The 17,738-nt window shown below is 36.8% G+C and carries 20 protein-coding genes; 11 read left to right on the top strand and 9 right to left on the bottom strand.

Annotation, left to right across the window (positions count from 1 at the left end; translation table 11 throughout):
- Positions 1-34: 34 nt before the first annotated feature.
- Entirely contained in the window at positions 35-286 is a 252-nt protein-coding gene (gene rpsT, locus ACSHWW_RS11455; protein ID WP_435682599.1) for a 30S ribosomal protein S20, read from the top strand.
- 135 nt (positions 287-421) lie between these two features.
- On the opposite strand, the gene ACSHWW_RS11450 is transcribed toward rpsT, so the two are convergent.
- Together ACSHWW_RS11450 and rho are read right to left on the bottom strand one after the other, a co-directional pair.
- Complete coding sequence (locus ACSHWW_RS11450) at positions 422-1,012, bottom strand: hypothetical protein (RefSeq protein ID WP_435682598.1); 591 nt, start codon at positions 1,010-1,012, stop codon at positions 422-424.
- A gap of 168 nt (positions 1,013-1,180) precedes the next feature.
- On the bottom strand, positions 1,181-2,875 hold the full coding sequence (gene rho / locus ACSHWW_RS11445) for a transcription termination factor Rho (RefSeq protein ID WP_435682597.1): 1,695 nt from the start codon (positions 2,873-2,875) through the stop codon (positions 1,181-1,183).
- A 203-nt stretch (positions 2,876-3,078) separates the two neighbouring features.
- Here rho and ACSHWW_RS11440 point away from each other — a divergent pair, with 203 nt between their 5' ends.
- On the top strand, positions 3,079-3,489 hold the full coding sequence (locus ACSHWW_RS11440) for a DUF4293 domain-containing protein (protein WP_435682654.1): 411 nt from the start codon (positions 3,079-3,081) through the stop codon (positions 3,487-3,489).
- A 110-nt stretch (positions 3,490-3,599) separates the two neighbouring features.
- On the opposite strand, the gene ACSHWW_RS11435 is transcribed toward ACSHWW_RS11440, so the two are convergent.
- A complete protein-coding gene (locus tag ACSHWW_RS11435; protein ID WP_435682596.1) occupies positions 3,600-4,088 on the bottom strand; it encodes a metallophosphoesterase family protein in 489 nt (162 codons plus the stop codon).
- 184 nt (positions 4,089-4,272) lie between these two features.
- On the opposite strand from ACSHWW_RS11435, the gene truA reads away from it, so the two are divergent.
- The 3 genes from truA to ACSHWW_RS11420 are packed head-to-tail and all read left to right on the top strand — an operon-like array spanning position 4,273 to position 7,266.
- Positions 4,273-5,034 carry a tRNA pseudouridine(38-40) synthase TruA gene (gene truA, locus ACSHWW_RS11430; protein ID WP_435682595.1) on the top strand — a complete coding sequence of 254 codons (762 nt, stop codon included), beginning with the start codon at positions 4,273-4,275 and terminating at the stop codon, positions 5,032-5,034.
- Complete coding sequence (locus ACSHWW_RS11425; RefSeq protein ID WP_435682594.1) at positions 5,024-5,482, top strand: hypothetical protein; 459 nt, start codon at positions 5,024-5,026, stop codon at positions 5,480-5,482. Before truA ends, ACSHWW_RS11425 begins: the two co-directional genes overlap by 11 nt.
- Positions 5,483-5,484: 2 nt before the next feature.
- Positions 5,485-7,266: an ABC transporter ATP-binding protein gene (locus tag ACSHWW_RS11420; protein ID WP_435682593.1), complete on the top strand. Its 1,782-nt coding sequence runs from the start codon at positions 5,485-5,487 to the stop codon at positions 7,264-7,266.
- A 60-nt stretch (positions 7,267-7,326) separates the two neighbouring features.
- Here ACSHWW_RS11420 and ACSHWW_RS11415 read toward each other — a convergent pair whose 3' ends face one another.
- The 4 genes from ACSHWW_RS11415 to folP are packed head-to-tail and all read right to left on the bottom strand — an operon-like array spanning position 7,327 to position 10,548.
- Positions 7,327-8,133: a DUF3667 domain-containing protein gene (locus tag ACSHWW_RS11415; RefSeq protein WP_435682592.1), complete on the bottom strand. Its 807-nt coding sequence runs from the start codon at positions 8,131-8,133 to the stop codon at positions 7,327-7,329.
- Positions 8,117-8,917 (bottom strand): DUF3667 domain-containing protein, encoded by an 801-nt coding sequence (locus ACSHWW_RS11410; protein WP_435682591.1) that lies wholly within the window; start codon positions 8,915-8,917, stop codon positions 8,117-8,119. The genes ACSHWW_RS11415 and ACSHWW_RS11410 overlap by 17 nt, the downstream gene beginning before the upstream one ends.
- Complete coding sequence (cdaA, locus tag ACSHWW_RS11405; RefSeq protein WP_435682590.1) at positions 8,914-9,690, bottom strand: diadenylate cyclase CdaA; 777 nt, start codon at positions 9,688-9,690, stop codon at positions 8,914-8,916. Before cdaA ends, ACSHWW_RS11410 begins: the two co-directional genes overlap by 4 nt.
- 27 nt (positions 9,691-9,717) lie before the next feature.
- Positions 9,718-10,548 (bottom strand): dihydropteroate synthase, encoded by an 831-nt coding sequence (folP, locus tag ACSHWW_RS11400; protein ID WP_435682589.1) that lies wholly within the window; start codon positions 10,546-10,548, stop codon positions 9,718-9,720.
- A gap of 56 nt (positions 10,549-10,604) precedes the next feature.
- On the opposite strand from folP, the gene ACSHWW_RS11395 reads away from it, so the two are divergent.
- Positions 10,605-11,144 carry a DUF1599 domain-containing protein gene (locus tag ACSHWW_RS11395; protein WP_435682588.1) on the top strand — a complete coding sequence of 180 codons (540 nt, stop codon included), beginning with the start codon at positions 10,605-10,607 and terminating at the stop codon, positions 11,142-11,144.
- 149 nt (positions 11,145-11,293) lie between these two features.
- On the opposite strand, the gene ACSHWW_RS11390 is transcribed toward ACSHWW_RS11395, so the two are convergent.
- Positions 11,294-11,848, bottom strand: coding sequence for a thioredoxin family protein (locus tag ACSHWW_RS11390; protein WP_435682587.1), 555 nt, complete (start codon positions 11,846-11,848; stop codon positions 11,294-11,296).
- A 144-nt stretch (positions 11,849-11,992) separates the two neighbouring features.
- On the opposite strand from ACSHWW_RS11390, the gene ACSHWW_RS11385 reads away from it, so the two are divergent.
- Together ACSHWW_RS11385 and ACSHWW_RS11380 are read left to right on the top strand one after the other, a co-directional pair.
- Positions 11,993-12,292, top strand: a complete 300-nt coding sequence (locus ACSHWW_RS11385; RefSeq protein ID WP_435682586.1) for a phosphoribosylpyrophosphate synthetase — start codon at positions 11,993-11,995, stop codon at positions 12,290-12,292.
- Positions 12,292-12,624: a tRNA-binding protein gene (locus ACSHWW_RS11380; RefSeq protein WP_435682585.1), complete on the top strand. Its 333-nt coding sequence runs from the start codon at positions 12,292-12,294 to the stop codon at positions 12,622-12,624. The genes ACSHWW_RS11385 and ACSHWW_RS11380 overlap by 1 nt, the downstream gene beginning before the upstream one ends.
- 63 nt (positions 12,625-12,687) lie before the next feature.
- Here ACSHWW_RS11380 and ACSHWW_RS11375 read toward each other — a convergent pair whose 3' ends face one another.
- A complete protein-coding gene (locus tag ACSHWW_RS11375) occupies positions 12,688-14,097 on the bottom strand; it encodes a S1C family serine protease (RefSeq protein WP_435682584.1) in 1,410 nt (469 codons plus the stop codon).
- 819 nt (positions 14,098-14,916) lie between these two features.
- Here ACSHWW_RS11375 and dapF point away from each other — a divergent pair.
- Genes dapF through mltG form a run of 3 tightly spaced genes read left to right on the top strand, consistent with a single transcriptional unit; the run spans position 14,917 to position 17,256 of the window.
- Entirely contained in the window at positions 14,917-15,699 is a 783-nt protein-coding gene (gene dapF / locus ACSHWW_RS11370; protein WP_435682583.1) for a diaminopimelate epimerase, read from the top strand.
- A gap of 20 nt (positions 15,700-15,719) precedes the next feature.
- Entirely contained in the window at positions 15,720-16,217 is a 498-nt protein-coding gene (locus tag ACSHWW_RS11365) for a GNAT family N-acetyltransferase (RefSeq protein WP_435682582.1), read from the top strand.
- Complete coding sequence (gene mltG / locus ACSHWW_RS11360; RefSeq protein WP_435682581.1) at positions 16,210-17,256, top strand: endolytic transglycosylase MltG; 1,047 nt, start codon at positions 16,210-16,212, stop codon at positions 17,254-17,256. Before ACSHWW_RS11365 ends, mltG begins: the two co-directional genes overlap by 8 nt.
- Positions 17,257-17,738 lie beyond the last annotated feature (482 nt).

Genomic DNA, 17,738 nt, shown 5'->3' with positions numbered 1-17,738 from the left:
AATTAGGTTTTATTAAAACCACATTTAAAAGTATATGGCAAATCATAAGAGTGCTTTAAAAAGAATTAGAAGAAACGAAGTAGCTAGACTTAGAAATAAGTACCAGCATAAAACTACTCGTAATGCTATCAAAAAATTACGTGAGACAGAAGATAAGTCTGAAGCTCAAAAATTATTTGTAGAAGTTACTTCTATGGTAGACAAGCTTGCAAAGCGTAATATCATACACGACAACAAAGCTTCAAACATGAAGTCTAAACTTGCTAAGTTTGTAAATGCACTATAGTATTTCAAATTAAGATTTAAAAAAAAAAGCCTTTCAATATTGAAAGGCTTTTTTTATACTCCAAAAATAAAATCTTCTTTTAATTCCGATATTGTTTTCTATAATATATTGGAAATTATTATTTCAATAAATTAATTACTGATTATTATTTCCTGAAGTTTTTTTACGCTCATCCATTAACTGACGGCTCAAGTGTTGTTCTTTTTCTAATGAACGACGTTTATAGGTTTCAAGTTCTTCTTCGGCGAGTTTGAGATTTGTTTTTGAAACCTTAGTTATTTCATTACTACTGCGATATTTAAAAACTAAAACTATGAAAGCTAGTAGTAGAGCAGCAATAATAGACCAAAGAATAAGGTTGTAGGTAACTTTATCGAGCATGATGCCGAATAGAGAGATAGAATCTTTCTCCTCATCGATTCTGCTAAGTTCTATATCTTTTAATTTAATTTGTTCTTCTAGTGCAATGGTGTTTTTATTCTTTGCACTGATTTGTTCTTCAAGAGTTGTGATAGAATCTTTTAATCCTACTATGCGTTCAACGGTTTCCTTTTTAAGCTCTTGTAATTTACTTTGTTTAATCACTTTAAAATCTTGATAGCGATTTGCTTCATCAATGGTCTGTTCAAATTTTTCTTTAATAGTAGTTGCTTGAGCAGGTTGATTGTCTTGCGCAGTGGCTATAAAAAAGCTTGATAAGGCTACGATAATTGTGATTGCTTTCAATGGGTGATCATTTTAGGGTAAAACGTCCTTAAAAATAGTGAATATTTATTTTTAACTGGTAGAATTGATGAGCTTATCTGAATTCTGGTTATAAACGCTTTCGCGAAAGCATAAAAAAAAGAGCTTCCATAATAATGAAAGCTCTTTCAATTAAATTTAATGAATTATTTAACTGTTCATAGTTGCTATAAACTCTTCATTATTACGAGTCTGTTTCATACGTTGAGAGATAAACTCCATTGCCTCTACAGGATTCATGTCTGCAAGGTATTTTCTCAATATCCACATGTGTTTTACTGCTTGTTCATCAAGTAATAAATCATCACGACGCGTGGATGATGATGTGAGGTCAATAGCAGGGAAAATACGACGGTTAGAAATATTACGGTCTAACTGTAATTCCATGTTACCGGTTCCTTTAAATTCTTCAAAGATTACTTCGTCCATTTTAGAACCAGTTTCAGTAAGTGCGGTTGCTATGATTGTTAAAGAACCACCACCTTCTATGTTACGAGCGGCACCAAAGAAACGCTTAGGTTTGTGAAGTGCATTTGCATCCACACCACCCGATAGTATTTTACCACTAGCAGGTTGTACAGTGTTGTAAGCTCTTGCAAGACGAGTAATAGAGTCGAGTAGGATCACTACATCGTGTCCACATTCCACCATACGCTTTGCTTTTTCAAGAACTATGTTTGCCACTTTAACGTGATCGTGTGCTTCTTTATCAAAAGTAGACGCGATTACTTCACCATCTACATTACGTTGCATATCTGTAACCTCTTCTGGGCGTTCATCAATTAGAAGAACTAATTGGTAAACCTCAGGATGGTTAGCAGCAATAGCGTTTGCGATGTCTTTTAATAACATCGTTTTACCTGTTTTAGGTTGTGCGACTATCATTCCACGCTGTCCTTTACCTATAGGAGCAAAAAGATCCATGATGCGTGTAGAAATAGATGACTGACGATCTGCGATATTGAATTTCTCATCTGGAAATAATGGAGTTAAGTGTTCAAAAGAAACACGATCTCTCACTACACTAGGGTCCATTCCATTAATTTTAATAAGCTTGATAAGAGGGAAATACTTTTCGCCTTCTTTAGGAGGACGTACCATACCTAGTACAGTATCACCTGTTTTAAGTCCAAATAGTCTTACCTGAGATTGTGATACATAAATATCATCTGGAGAGGCAAGGTAATGATAATCACTACTGCGCAGGAATCCATAACCGTCTGGCATCATGTCTAGACAGCCTTCACTTTCTATAATCCCATCAAATTCAAATTCTGGGTCACGGTAGCGGTTGCGAGTATCCTTATTTCCTTTAGGGACATTGTTGTTATTATTACGCTGATTCTTATTACGGTTATTACGATCGTTCCTATCGTTACGGTCAGAGTTTTGATCGTTGCGCTTGTCGTTTTTATCGTTTTGCGTTTTCTTATCGTTTTTAGAATTCTTATCGTTTGTACGATCCGTTTTCTCATTACGATTATCGTTTTGTTTTGCTCTTGGTGCGCGTGGTTCCTTTTTTACAGCAGGTTCCTTTTTGGTAGAGTCATTATTAGAATCCTTAGAATCTTCTTTTTTCTCTACTACTTTTCTTGGTCTAGGATTTGGCTTGTGCTTCTGTTTAGGCGCCTCTTTTTTCTCTTCGACAGGTGCTTTTTCAGATTTTGCTGGTGTAATATCTACATCCAATTTTTTAACTACATCTGGGTTTGCTGCCTGTAGGTCGAGAATTTTATAAACTAGATCTAATTTTCTGAGCTGCTTGTACTTAGGTACATTAAGTCCTTGAGCTATTTCCTGTAATTCAGGTAGCTTTTTTGATTTTAAATCAGCGATTTGAAACATAAATTATAATGTGTGTGATATATCGTTCTGTTGAAGAACTGAAGAAATAAGAAATTATTTTGAAGTTAGTTAGCCTAGAAAGAGATGGTTAACCTATCAGTCATGCAATAATACATATAAAAATTAATATGTACTATGCTTTTTTGTGGATATATATTATTTTTGACATCAGTTATGTAAAGAGATTTACTATTATTACCACTATGATTCAACGTATTCAAACTATATATTTATTTCTAGCTGCCGTGGCATCTAGTGGACTTATATGGCTCGTGAGTTTATGGGTAGATGGTGAAGGAAATGAAGTGGTTGCGATGGATGAGAACAGCTATTTTGGCGCATTTATGGCCAGTGCTTTATTGTCTCTTATTGCAATCTTTTTATATAATAACAGGAAGTTACAAACGGTGATAAGCCGTCTTAATATTTTATTGAACCTTATTTTGCTAGGAGTTTTCGTTTATCGATCGCTAACTATGTCTGGAGAAACGGCGGTTTCTGAGAAAGGCATTGGGATGTTCATTCCTATCATTTCTATCGTTTTTTTAGTTCTTGCAAATAGAGCTATACGTAGTGATGAACAACTCGTAAAATCTGCAGATCGTTTCCGTTAAACACTGTATCTTAGTTTATTAGTGAAAAACCTGCGAGGCGCCACCTTGCAGGTTTTTGTATTTTACGCTTTCGCGAAAGCGTAATTATTACCACTTTTCTTATCTATAATTTACCGATCTTTTTCAATAACCTCTAGGTTGCTAATCTTACCATCATTTATTTCAAAACGAAGCATAGTGCGTTTATGATGGAAACCGTGTATCCCTATCGCTCCTGGATTCATGTGGAGGCAATTGATCTTTTTATCATTAACCACTTTAAGAATATGTGAGTGACCGCAAATGAAAATATCTGGGGCGTTCTCGTAAATCTCTGGACGCACTCGCTGGTTGTAGCGTCCTGGATAGCCGCCTATGTGTGTAATCCAAACATCCATTCCTTCACACACAAAACGATTGTGCTCTGGAAATTGAATTCTTGCTTTATCATCATCTATATTTCCCCATACAGCGCGCAGTGGTTTTAAAGCTGCTATCTGATCTGTAACTTTGAGGTCACCTATATCACCAGCATGCCATACTTCGTCTGCTTGTTTAACGTACTTGATAATAAAATCATCGATATGACTGTGCGTATCTGAAAGGAGTAGGATTTTCATGGTGTAAAGATAGTATGTGAGTTGGTGTGTTGTTAAGTCTTTGAGCTATGAGTTTTTGAGTTTATTTGACGACCGACTATTCGTGTTCAAAAGTGTAGACTTAAGTCTGCACCTTTCAAGGCATCTATAGTCAAATTTCAAGTTCGAGTTCAATTTCAAATTCATTCCACTTATCTTTGTAACAATGGAAAATAAACCACGTTATTTTATGGAACTGGCTTATGATGGTACTAACTATCACGGCTGGCAACGACAACCGCAAAGCATTTCAGTTCAAGAAGTGCTGGAAGATGGATTGCATAAAATGCTACGTGAGAAAATCGCTATTACTGGTGCCGGAAGAACTGATGCTGGAGTCCACGCTGCTTATATGGTAGCACATTTTGTATATAAAGGTGAGATAGATCTGGAACACCTAGTTTATAGAATGAATAGATGGTTGCCTAAGGATATTGCGGTTTATACTGTGAAACCAGTAATTGACAAAGCTCATGCACGGTTCCATGCTTATAAACGTTCCTATGAGTATCATTTTCTATTGCGTCCAGATCCTTTTCAAATTAAGCAAGCTTATGTGCTTTTCAGAAAACCAGATTTTGAATTGATGCAACAGGCAGCAAATATCTTACTCGAGTATAAAGATTTTGAATGCTTCTCTAGATCAAATACTGATGTGAAGACCTTTATATGTGATCTTACTGAGGCTCGATTTGAATTCCAAGAGCACAAGGTGATTTTTCACATTACGGCAAATCGATTCTTACGTAATATGGTACGCGCTGTGGTAGGAACTTTACTCGATGTAGGATACGGGAAAAAGGAAGTGGAAGACATGCATAAAATCATTGCTTCACGTGATCGCAGTAAAGCTGGATCAAGTGCACCGGCAGGTGGTTTATACCTTACTAAAATTCATTATCCCGAAGAATTATTTTATGAAAAATAAAATCCTTTTTCAAGAAACACAACGATTCAATCAGTGGTGGTTGTGGTTAATCATGATAGCAACATTGATCATACCTGTAGTGTTGCTTTTAAGTGAAATGAAAGATGCTCATTATGCTACTAAACTTATCCCAATCGCAATTGGGGTAGTGCTATTCCTTTTTATTTTTGTGATGCGCTTAGAAACGACCATTACTGAAGAAAAAATTACGATGAAATTTTATCCATTGGTAAAGAAAGAGTTCCTTTGGAAAGATTTAAAACAAGCCAAAATTTTAGACTACGGTTTTATAGGTGGCTGGGGAATTAGACTATGGACTGGTTATGGTACTGTTTATAATATGAGAGGTTCCAAAGGGTTGCACTTTAAAACAGCCGATAAAGAATATATCATAGGAACTCAAAGAGAAGAAGAAATGCGATCCAGTATCGCTCATTTATTAAAATAAATATGGCATCTACTACAGGTAATGCGTTTAATTTTAGTTTGTTTAAGAGATTACTTTCTTATACAAAACCCTATAGAGCTACATATTACTTTGTAGCCATATCAGCAATATTGCTAGCTGGACTTGCAGTGGCCATGCCATATCTTATTAAATTCCTCATAGACGATTATATCATACCGCAAGAACTAGGTGGTATTTATAAAGTGATTGCAACGATGGTAGGCGTTTTAATGCTGGAAGTATTGCTGCAGTTCTCTTTTATCTTTTATGCAAACTGGTTAGGACAGCAAGTAATAAGAGATTTAAGGCTGAAGCTTTTCAATCACATGTTGAGCTTTAAGATGAAGTACTTTGATAAAAGTGCTGTCGGTAAATTAGTGACTCGTGCTGTGAGTGATATAGAAACTATTGCCAGTATATTTTCACAAGGGCTTTTTGTAATCATATCAGACTTGCTTAAAATGCTGGTCGTGCTCGGTTTTATGGCTTATTCAAGTTGGCAACTGACCTTAGTTTCTTTAATTGTAATGCCATTTATTTTATATGCCACTCGCGTGTTTCAAAAAGCGATGAAAAAGGCATTTGAAGATGTGCGTAATCAAGTGAGTAATTTGAACTCATTTGTTCAAGAACGAGTAACAGGAATGAAAATAGTGCAGATTTTCAATCGCGAAAAAATCGAATACGAAGAGTTCAAAAAAATTAATGATAGTCACAGAAATGCTTGGGTAAAGACAGTATGGTATAACTCGATTTTCTTTCCTATTGCAGAGATGGCGTCTAGTATCACCATCGCATTAATCGCTTTTGTAGGTTTTAAATTGATTATAGTGAATGATGCTACAGAATCCTTAGGTATTTCTATAGGTACCATCGTGATGTTTATTACACTGGCTCAAATGCTGTTCAGGCCACTCCGTCAAATTGCAGATAAATTCAACACGCTCCAAATGGGAATGGTGGCAGCAAATCGTGTTTTTGGAATCATAGATACAGATTCTACTATTGAGAATATGGGAACCGTTCAGGCAGATCAACTTAAAGGTGATATTGCTTTTGAAGAAGTGAAATTCAGTTATGTAGATGATGAACTGGTTCTTAAAGGAATCAGTTTTAATGTAGATTCTGGGCAAACTGTGGCGATAGTAGGAGCAACAGGTGCTGGGAAATCAACGATTATCAATTTGCTTTCTCGATTTTATGAGATTGATAGTGGTAATATATTGATTGATGGCGTGGATACACGTGATTATGATTTAGGCAGTCTTAGATCAGAGATTGCGGTGGTTTTGCAAGATGTTTTTTTGTTTGCAGACACTATTTTAAACAACATCACATTAAACGATTCCAGTATTACAGAAGAAGATGTGATCAACGCTGCCAAAGAAATAGGCGTTCACAAATTCATCTCATCGCTACCTGGTGGTTATCATTATAACGTTAAGGAACGCGGCGTGATGTTGAGCTCTGGACAGCGCCAGTTGATTGCATTTTTAAGAGCATATGTATCTAATCCTAGTATTCTTGTACTTGATGAAGCGACCAGCTCTGTAGATGGTTACAGCGAGCAATTGATCCAGGACGCGACAGATAAGATTACAAAAGGTCGTACTTCCATAGTGATTGCTCACCGACTTGCCACTATTAAAAAAGCCGACAAGATCATCGTCATGGACGCAGGGGAAATTGTTGAAATAGGTTCACATAATGAACTCCTTGAAAAAGAAAGTGGTTATTATAAAAACCTCTACGAAGTCCAGTTTGCAAAAGATGAGGTCGCTTAAAAGCATTTGATTTATTTTTATTACGCTTTCGCGGAAGCGTGATTCAATAAATTATAGTATTTAACTGGTAATAATTTTAAAAATTATCACTGAAATAATACCTAGAAAAAATATTCCAATAGCCATCGCAATAGCAACTAAAATGGCAATGAGTGCCTTGAGGATAGCTTCCTGCCAGTTTAAATCCAAACATTTTTTATAACAATATGTGTTGAAAGTGAAAATCAATAAATAACTTGATAAAGACCAAGCCAGCAATGCATCGATGCTTATAAAACTTAAAATTATAGTAATAGGAGTAGACGCTATTACATAGTGACTATAAGTATACATGTGAAAAACGAGGTGTTCTGTGTAATTATACCTTTTATTTCTCAAGAACGTAATACGGCCTATGAGTGCGAGAATAGGCAAAGTCACGAATACAATCAATCCCTGATACTTAGAAACAAAATCTAACACCATTTCATTTTGAGCGTTAGTTTCGGCAATTCTTTCTGCGCTGTAACCTAAGGATTTGTATAACTCGTCATTATTCATCATACCACCCGTAATGTCTATGTCAAATGTTTTGATCACAAACATGTACATACCACTCATGAAAATGGCGATAAAAACATAACGTATCGCATCCACATAGTTCATGCGAGCACCTTTAATGTAGCCATTTATAACATGCTGAGGTCTTTTGAAAAGGTCTATAAAAATACGCCCAAACTTAGTATCGATACCTAAATACATATCTGCAAAATCTGCACCTACGTTGCGCATGGTAATACGTTTCTCAATCCATTTTGCACCACAATCTGCACAATAAGCTTTACCGGCATAAACCAGACTACCGCAGTTTTTACAATTCCGTTCCATTAACGTTAAATTTGAGTCCTTCAAGTACTTCTGGATAAAACCATTTTATTATCACAATAGCAAGAATACCGACTATTGTCATAAGAACAGTTTGAATTATGAAATAAAGGATAGTCATTAACAATGTTTTTAAAGCGGTATTCCACAAACTAAGCTTAAAAATTCTTTTATAATACCAGGCAATGAGTAAAATATTGATTATTAATGATATATATGAAAAATCCAGAAAGTTGAAGGAACCAATGATAATTATAGGAGTTGATAAAATAGTGAGAATATTAATGACTCCATACACATATCCAAACAGTACCAAGTGCTCCACATAATTATAGGATTTATTATAAAAAACAACCCAACCCGTTAGTGCATAAAAAGGTATGAATATGGAAGTGAAAAGTCCCGTGTAATCGAGAAAGGCAGATAGATACACACCTATAGTCTCATTTTCTCCAGTTAAGTCAGCTAGACCAATTAATTCTGGATAAAATGTTTTGAGAATAAATATATGAAGACCAAATAGAGTTAAACTGATAAAGAAAAAGTTAATCACATTAACGTATTTCTTGCGCTGTCCCGTGATATAACCATTAATTACATCTTCTGGAAATCTAAATAAAGTGAAACAAGTTTTAAGAAAGACATTATCTGTCCCTAAATATTTCTCAGTAAACTCTCCTGTAATTTTACGTGGAGTAAGTCTGTAATCCACCCATTTTGCACCGCAATTAGGGCAAAAATTGAATTTGTTGGTATATCTAGTGGTACAGTTTTTACAGGTTTTCACTCTAAATGTTTTTTAATCCTAACAGATAAGTCTTCTAAATTCTTAAATGTTTCAAATTCGGCATTACTAATTAAAGAAATTTGTCCAGTTTCTTCACTTACTGCAATGGCTATCGCATTACTACGCTCTGTAATTCCTACTGCGGCTCTATGTCTTAACCCAAATCGCTGCGGAATTTTACGATTATCAGATACAGGAAGAATAACTCGAGTCGCAGTGATTTTATTACCTTCTATAATCATCGCTCCATCATGTAATGGCGAGTTTTTAAAGAAAATACTTTTAATAATAGATGCGTTTAATACAATATCTTGCTGGTCTCCAGTGTTTTTCACAAACTCTAGAGAGCCATCACGTTTTATAACGATAAGTGCTCCGGTCAGTGATTTAGACATTTCATCACAGGCTGCGACTATTTCATCAACTGCGGTGTGTCCAGTATCGACATCATCTTTGAGGAATCTTAATTGTTTGAGAAAACCACTGCGTGATGTGAAATTTGTAGATCCTAGCATGAGTAGAAATCTCCTGATTTCTTGCTGGAAAACGACAATTACTGCAATAATACCAGCGCCTGCAAATGCGTCAAAAGCGCGACTCAACAATTCCATTTTTAAGGAACTCGTGATACTGTAGATTAAATAAATAATCACGATACCTATAAAAATCTTTATGGCTGGAGTACCTTTTACTAATCTGTAGAGATAGAAGATTATTGCCGCTACTAGGACAATATCTATGATATCTAGAATTCTAAAATCTGGTAACTCCACTCAGGTCGGTTTTTGTAAAAATAGAACTTAATTTGAATTTAAAGCCTCAAACAAGGTAATCACTTCCATCGCCTCTTTTACATCATGAACTCGTAAAATAGAAGCTCCGTTTTGTAAACACACCATGTGCAATGCACTTGTGCCATTTAAGGCTTGAGCTGCGGTTGTGTTTAATGTTTTATAAATCATAGACTTGCGAGAAACTCCAGCAAGAACAGGAACCTTATGTGCAAGTAATAAATCTTGATGACGTAGCAGTTCATAATTCTGCTCTGTGGTTTTGGCAAATCCATAACCTGGGTCTATAATAATGTCGTTTATTCCAGCAGCTCTGGCAGCCGCAATACGTTCAGAAAAATAATAATTCACATCATTCAGTAAATGATCATAATCTGTTAGAGATTTCATGGTTTGTGGCGTGCCACGCATGTGCATCATGATATAAGGAACCTGATGATGAGCTACCGTTTCCAGCATCTTTTTATCCAGCATTCCTGCACTTATATCATTTACAATATTTGCTCCATGCTCTAGAGCTTGATTGATCACGCTTTCGCGAAAGCTATCAATACTTAAATTGAGCTCATCAAATTCTTTTACTAATAGATCAATAATAGGAATCACTCTATTTAGTTCTTCCTCAACAGAGATGTCAGTACCGTCGGGTCTAGAACTATAACCGCCTATGTCTATAAATGTGGCGCCATCTTCCAGCATTTTTGAAACTTGATGTAGTAAATCGGTATCAGTTTTGAGGTTGCCTCCATCATAAAAAGAGTCTGGAGTAACGTTAACTATTCCCATCACTCGAGGAGTTGAAAAGTCGATTAATCTACCGCTGCAATTGATGGTATGCATTAAAATATGGTTATTTGAAATTTAAAGCCGAAATTTACGCAAAATATTACCCGTTTATGTCCCAGACCAGTCAGCAATATGATGCCGTGATTACCACTTGTAGAGATCTCTTCTCAAAGAAAATGAAAGATTATGGTAGTGCCTGGCGCATTTTAAGATTACCATCGCTTACCGACCAGATCTTTATAAAAGCACAACGCATACGTGGTTTACAAACTCTTGCAGAGTCTAAAGTAGATGAAGGACAAGAAAGCGAGTTCATAGGAATCATTAACTATTCCATTATGGCACTCGTACAATTAGAAAAAGGAGTGGTGGAACAACCAGATTTATCTCTAGAAGAATCTCTGGAATTATATGACCAGCATGTGGCTGTTACTAAACAACTCATGATGGATAAAAATCATGATTATGGTGAGGCGTGGCGCGATATGCGAGTAAGTTCACTAACTGATTTAATTTTGCAAAAACTTTTAAGAGTTAAGCAAATCGAGGATAACGAAGGGAAAACCATAGTCTCTGAAGGTCTAGACGCAAATTATCAAGACTTGATTAATTATGCCGTTTTTGCGATGATCCATTTAGCTGATAAGTAGTATTCAGTTTTAGTCTCAGTTTTCAGTGACTCTTAATAATTAGCTTTTTGCGCAGCAAAAAACTGCGACTGCCTACTCACATTTTAGGTTGCGCAGCAATCCTAAAATCAACCTGCCTACTGCCTACTAAAAGACTAAAGACTTAAAAACTACTTCCACTTAATACCACAACCCATACTAGGTTTCTGCAACGTAGGAACTTTTTTATTTCCCATAACTGCGTCCATTGCTTCACGTAAAGATCTTCCCGTTAATGGTATGCCATTTCCCGGTCTTGAATCGTCCAGTTGACCTCGATAGATGAGGTAATCTTCAGCATCAAAAAGATAAAAATCTGGAGTGCAGGCTGCATCATAGGCTTTTGCAACTTCTTGAGTTTCGTCATATAAATAAGGGAACGTGTAATCGTTGTCTTCGGCAGTTTTTTGCATTAACTCAGGTCGATCCAGCGGATATTTCTCCACGTCATTACTTGATATAGCAACAAATCCAAATCCGAGAATACGATAATCGTTTGCTACACGCACAATCTCTTCATTTACATGAATTACAAACGGGCAGTGATTACATATAAACATCACAACCGTGCCGCGTTCTCCTTTTATATCTTGAAAAGTGAGCAGTTCTCCATCGATGGTGTCTAGTAATTCAAAGTGTGGAGCCTTAGTGTTTAAAGGCAACATAGTAGAAGGAGTGAGAGCCATTTTTTATTTTATTAGTAGCATAAATGTAGGTTTTGTTACGCTTTCGCCAAAGCAAAATCACAAACATATACACATCTCCATATCCTTAAAGTTATTTTAAAGCTAATGGAATCACTCATATATTTTTTATATTTAAAATAAAACATGAAAAAAGCTTATAACACAGTCACAGAAGCAGTTGAAGATTTACAATCTCAGGGATACACAGTAGATTTTGATTTAATCGAGGATGGAGTGCACTCCAAACATTTAAAAAAGGAATGGAAAGCAGGCGACATAGAGGTTGTACAGTTTTATCGTTTTGAAGGGATGACTGATCCTGGAGATAATATGATTTTATATGCACTTGAATGTAAAGATGGAGAAAAAGGTCTGCTTCTCGATGCCTATGGCGCTGACATTGCGATTTCTAGAGAAATGATAGAAAAATTAAGAATGCATTAATGGAAATCTCATGGAGTGATTTTGAAAAAGTGGATATGAGAGTAGGAACAGTACTCACTGCTAGTGATTTTCCCGCAGCAAGGAATCCATCGTATCAACTACAAATCGATTTTGGACCATTAGGAATTAAAAAAACCAGCGCTCAAATCACAAAACGCTACGATAAAAAAGAGTTGATAGGTAAACAGGTCATAGCCGTAGTCAATTTTCCAAAAAAGCAAATCGCAAATTTTATGAGTGAATGCCTAGTTCTAGGAATAGTAGGTGATGATAAAGATGTGATCTTGCTACAACCTAGTGCTCATGCTCGTAATGGAGATAGAGTAGGTTGATAGAACATAAAAAAGCTCCTCGCTAATAATCGAGGAGCTTTTTTATATTAATTATGTTGAATATTAATCAACCGTATAACGGAAACGCTCAATCTCACCTTTTGAGTTTTTCATTTGGATTAATAAAGTTTCATTAGGTACAACATTACGCAATACTGATTGTATATCGTCTATGTCGCCTACTTCAGTATCATTTACTTTTGTGACTATGTAATCACTTAAATTATATCGTGACAGTTTCCCAATGGTATTAGTGATCTTAACACCTTGTTTTACATCAAATTGTTTCTTTTCTTCTTTAGTAAGATTGCGCAATTCCATTTCAATTTGAGGTATCGTCACCGTGTTATTTTTTGAAACCGTAATAGGAATTGTAATTAGGTTGTTATTTCTTATAATCTCTGCTTGAACCACGTCACCAGGATTTTTAGTTTTTATGTATCCTGCTAGCTCTGTGAACTTGTTAATTTTCACTCCATCTAGAGCCGTTATCACATCTCCTTTTCTCAAGTCACTTTTTGCAGCACCGCTATCTTCCACGATCTCTGCCACATATATACCGTCAGTAGAATTGAGACCTAGTTCTGTTGAGTTTACTCCATTTAGGTCAGTACCTCTTATTCCTAACATTCCTTTTTGTACAAAACCAAACTCCATAAAATCTTCAATGATTTTACGAGCATTATTAGATGGAACTGCAAACGAGTATCCTATATAAGAACCAGTTTGAGATTTAATAGCCGTGTTAATACCTATAAGCTCTCCACGAGTATTTACCAGTGCACCACCAGAATTCCCAGGATTTACAGCTGCATCTGTTTGAATGAACGATTGTATTTTTGAGTCTCTTGCTTCTAGATCGCGACCTTTGGCACTTATAATTCCTGCCGTTACCGTACTGGTTAAATTAAAAGGATTTCCAACAGCAAGAACCCATTCTCCAATTTTTGCTGTATTTGAATCGCCAAAAGGAACAAATGGTAACTCTTCATCGGCCTCAATTTTAATAAGTGCGATATCACTTTCTTCGTCTGCACCTATTAATGTTGCTTTATATGATTTGTTATTATTTAAAGTAACCTGTAAATGATTTGAATTTGCAATCACGTGATTGTTAGTAATAATATAACCATCTGGTGTGATGATTACACCACTACCGGTTCCTATGGCTTCACGGTAAGGAACACGTCCAGCCCATACATCGGCCATAGACATGGGTGCTCTTGCGACTGTTTTATTAATAACGTGTACTACAGAGTGAACGGTTTTCTCTGCAGCTTCGGTAAAGTCCACGCCAGCTATGGATGTGTTTCCCGTATAAGAAACTGGCGTAACTGGTAAGATATCTTGAGGAGCTTGTAATTCTACGATTTGTGCGTTTTCATTAGATTCGTTTTGAATCAATTGATAACCGCCTAGGGCAACTATTCCGCCTAGAATAGCCATACCCAAAGATTTGATAAATGTTTTCATTTGCTTTCTTTTTTCTTTTATGACTTAATAACTTAAAATTAGTTTAGTGATTGTGTAATTGCAATTAGTTTAACTCTATTTAACACTTGGTAACTACTAGTTCATAGCTCTTGACGTTATCCTTGCTGGCAGACTGAAGTCTGCCGCTAGGAATAAATTCTGTCGCCTGCGGCGTTCTTTCTATTTGCGCCGACTGAAGTCGGCTTTTAGATTTGTGATTGTCATTCCGCACCTGCCTTTGCCGGCAGGCAGGCTTGATGCGGAATCTGCTCCTTATGAAAATCAAAAACTATTTCAACTCATTTTCCACAATCATTAATTACCTGCTGGCAGACTGAAGTCTGCCGCTACGAATGAATTCTGTCGCCTGCGGCGTTCTCTCTATTTACGCCGACTGAAGTCGGCTATTTAGTTGGTTGCTCATTACAAACTTTGTTTTGTAGACAATTTTTCAAAATCCTAACCTGTTCTCGACCTGCCTTTGCCGACAGGCAGGCTGAGCTCTTACTGACATTTCATTCGTTACCACATACCACAGACTCCCGAATTCACAGCTCACTTTTTCATAAACTGTTCTCGACTCCGCTCGAACTGACATTGGAGTGCTCAAGAACTCACTAACTTAAAACTCACAAACCAAACCAAACCAACTGCCTACTACCGTTTTAAAAGAGAAGCGCAAAAAACGAACCTGCCTACAGCCTACTGCCTACTAACTCAAAAACTCACCAACTCAAAAACTCACCAACTCAAAGACTCACAGCTCAAAGCTCAAAACTAAAATTCACAAATTGCCTCAATCAACTTACCTTTGCAATAATGAACACCATTCACTTCTATAAATATCAAGGAACCGGTAATGACTTTGTCATGATAGACAACCGTCAGCTTACTTTTTCCAAAAACGATACCAAATTAATTGCACACTTATGCGACCGCAAATTTGGCATAGGAGCAGACGGGTTAATACTTCTAGAAGATCATCCTACGGCTCATTTTAAAATGGTGTATTATAATGCCGATGGTCAAGAAAGCACCATGTGTGGAAACGGTGGTAGATGTCTCGTGCGCTTTGCACAATTTCTAGAAATCATTACAGATACCGCGACATTTGAAGCCATAGATGGAATGCACCATGCGAGAGTTGTAGATGCCACATTCATCAGTTTGCAAATGAGTGATGTTAATGAAGTGCGAGTAGAAGATGGTTATGTATTTACAGACACAGGATCACCGCATCACGTACAACTCACTGAAAATTTGGCAGCGTTTGATGTTTACGAGCAGGGCAAGCACTTGCGCCACTCAATTTATGGAGAAACAGGTTCAAACATCAACTTTGTTGAGGTGAAAAACAATGATACATTTAAAGTGCGAACTTATGAGCGTGGAGTTGAAGATGAAACATTGAGTTGCGGTACTGGTGTTACGGCTGTTGCACTTGCTATGCATAAAACAAATCAAACTATCGCAAACCAAGTAACCCTTGAAACTCCAGGCGGTAATCTAAAAGTATCCTTTGATTCTCAAGAATCGGGATATAAAAATATATGGCTCACAGGTCCAGCACTACAAGTTTTTAAAGGAACAATCCAGCTATGATGTTGAAGGCACAAAACTGCATGCTACGAGCTATCGATCCTGAGGATATGGAATTTATCTACAGGCTCGAGAACAATCCAGAGTTATGGGAAGTAGGGAACACATGGACTCCTTTTTCAAAATATACCATCAGAGAATATCTGGAAAACGCACATCGTGACATCTATGAGGTCAAGCAATTACGGTTGGCGATTTGTAATTTAAATGAAGAAATTGTAGGCGTGGTAGATCTTTACGATTTTGATCCGTATCACAAACGCGCTGGAGTGGGAATTGTGATTTCGCAAGACGCAAATCGCAAGAAAGGTTATGCATCACAAGGTCTCCAGTTAATGATCGACTATTCATTTAAACATCTCAGGTTGCACCAGCTATATGCCGGTATTACTGAGGATAATGTAGCGAGTAGAAAATTGTTTGAGAAATTACGCTTTCGCGAAAGCGGACTCAAAAAAGACTGGATTGCCACTGAAAAATCATATAAAAACGAAATTACCTACCAGCTCATCAATGAATAATTACAAAAAGATAATATTAGGAGTCGCGTTAGTAGGCTTAATAATTATGGGCTTTTTTGCTTATAAAGTGTACAGCACATTCTTCAGTGCAAACACAAATTTTGAAACTAAAACCTACGAGGTTTTCATACCATCAACAGCAGATTATAATGAGGCATTCCTAATCGTAGCAGATGGTGTTAAAGACAGAGATGCGTTCCATGAAACCGCTGTGCGCAAAGGATATAATACAAACGTAAAAGCGGGAAGATTTATCCTGCGCAAAGGAATGACTAATAATGATATCATCAATACGATACGTAGTCAGAACACGCCTGTGAAAGTGCGTTTTAATAATCAAGAGCGACTGGAAGATCTTGCGGGAAGACTGGCTCAGCAAGTAGAACCCGATAGTTTGACATTGCTCAACGTGATGAAAGATCGGGAGTTTTTAAAAGAAAATGGATTTACTGAAGAAACAGCACTTACCATGTACTTATCAAATTCTTATGATAGTTACTGGAATACTACAGCCGAGAAATTAAGAGATAAGATGCTGCAGGCTTATAAGGATTTTTGGAATGCAGATCGACTCGCCAAAGCTAAAAAGATTGATCTCACACCTCAAGAGGTTTACACACTTGCGAGCATAGTCCAAAAAGAAACTGCCAAAGTTGATGAAAGACCAAGAGTAGCTGGTGTATATATGAATCGAGTAAATCGAGGTATCAAACTAGACGCAGATCCTACCGTAATTTATGCTAAAAAGTTGAAGGAAAAAGACTTTAAACAGGTCGTAAAACGTGTCTTATACGTAGATCTAGAAATAGATTCTCCATATAACACCTATAAGTATGCAAGTTTGCCTCCAGGACCTATAGTTACACCTGACTTAAACGCTATTGATGCGGTGCTCAATTATGAGAAGCATAATTATTATTATTTTGTGGCTAATGTTGAGAACTTCGGTTACCACAAATTTGCCAAAACGCTTACTCAACATAACGCAAACGCCGCCGCCTATAGACGCTGGGTAAACAAACAAGGAATTAATCGTTAGGGTTAGTCTTTTAGCCTTTTAGTCTTCAGTCATTGAGTCTTCAGTCTGCAGTCAGATTTTGAACCTGTCATTACGCATCTGCCTTTGCCGGCAGGCAGGCTTGATGCGGAATCTCCTTTTGATGAAAAAAAGACTAAACCACCTGTCATGCTGAACCACGATTCAGCATCTGCTAATGATGAGAAACTAAGATGTTTCCACAACCTTTATCCTTACGGGCGGAATAAATTCCGCCGCTATAAATTGATTCTGTCGCCTACGGCGTTCTTTCTATTTACGCCGACTGAAGTCGGCTTTTTTATTCTAGTTGTGCATAAAATTTGTAGAAAAAACCTGTTCTCATCTTTCGCTCGAACCGAGGTTTCATTCTTTCTAACAGCTAACAGCTAACAGCTAACAGCTAACAGCTAACAGCTAACAGCTAACAGCTAACAGCTAACAGCTAACAGCTAACAGCTAACAGCTAACAGCTAACAGCTAAC

The sequence above is a fragment of the Nonlabens sp. genome (assembly GCF_051251825.1).
Classification (GTDB): domain Bacteria; phylum Bacteroidota; class Bacteroidia; order Flavobacteriales; family Flavobacteriaceae; genus Nonlabens.
Note: the sequence above shows the minus strand (reverse complement) of the source record. Positions and strands in the feature narration are given on the sequence as shown.

Coding starts and splice junctions, on each gene's coding strand:
- ACSHWW_RS11385 (WP_435682586.1), top strand. CDS start 11,993: ATGAAAAAAGCTTATAACACAGTCACAGAAGCAGTTGAAGATTTACAA.
- rho (WP_435682597.1), bottom strand. CDS start 2,875: ATGTTTCAAATCGCTGATTTAAAATCAAAAAAGCTACCTGAATTACAG.
- ACSHWW_RS11415 (WP_435682592.1), bottom strand. CDS start 8,133: ATGGAACGGAATTGTAAAAACTGCGGTAGTCTGGTTTATGCCGGTAAA.
- ACSHWW_RS11440 (WP_435682654.1), top strand. CDS start 3,079: ATGATTCAACGTATTCAAACTATATATTTATTTCTAGCTGCCGTGGCA.
- ACSHWW_RS11420 (WP_435682593.1), top strand. CDS start 5,485: ATGGCATCTACTACAGGTAATGCGTTTAATTTTAGTTTGTTTAAGAGA.
- truA (WP_435682595.1), top strand. CDS start 4,273: ATGGAAAATAAACCACGTTATTTTATGGAACTGGCTTATGATGGTACT.
- ACSHWW_RS11365 (WP_435682582.1), top strand. CDS start 15,720: ATGCTACGAGCTATCGATCCTGAGGATATGGAATTTATCTACAGGCTC.
- ACSHWW_RS11380 (WP_435682585.1), top strand. CDS start 12,292: ATGGAAATCTCATGGAGTGATTTTGAAAAAGTGGATATGAGAGTAGGA.
- dapF (WP_435682583.1), top strand. CDS start 14,917: ATGAACACCATTCACTTCTATAAATATCAAGGAACCGGTAATGACTTT.
- ACSHWW_RS11435 (WP_435682596.1), bottom strand. CDS start 4,088: ATGAAAATCCTACTCCTTTCAGATACGCACAGTCATATCGATGATTTT.
- ACSHWW_RS11375 (WP_435682584.1), bottom strand. CDS start 14,097: ATGAAAACATTTATCAAATCTTTGGGTATGGCTATTCTAGGCGGAATA.
- ACSHWW_RS11390 (WP_435682587.1), bottom strand. CDS start 11,848: ATGGCTCTCACTCCTTCTACTATGTTGCCTTTAAACACTAAGGCTCCA.
- ACSHWW_RS11425 (WP_435682594.1), top strand. CDS start 5,024: ATGAAAAATAAAATCCTTTTTCAAGAAACACAACGATTCAATCAGTGG.
- folP (WP_435682589.1), bottom strand. CDS start 10,548: ATGCATACCATCAATTGCAGCGGTAGATTAATCGACTTTTCAACTCCT.
- rpsT (WP_435682599.1), top strand. CDS start 35: ATGGCAAATCATAAGAGTGCTTTAAAAAGAATTAGAAGAAACGAAGTA.
- ACSHWW_RS11395 (WP_435682588.1), top strand. CDS start 10,605: ATGTCCCAGACCAGTCAGCAATATGATGCCGTGATTACCACTTGTAGA.
- mltG (WP_435682581.1), top strand. CDS start 16,210: ATGAATAATTACAAAAAGATAATATTAGGAGTCGCGTTAGTAGGCTTA.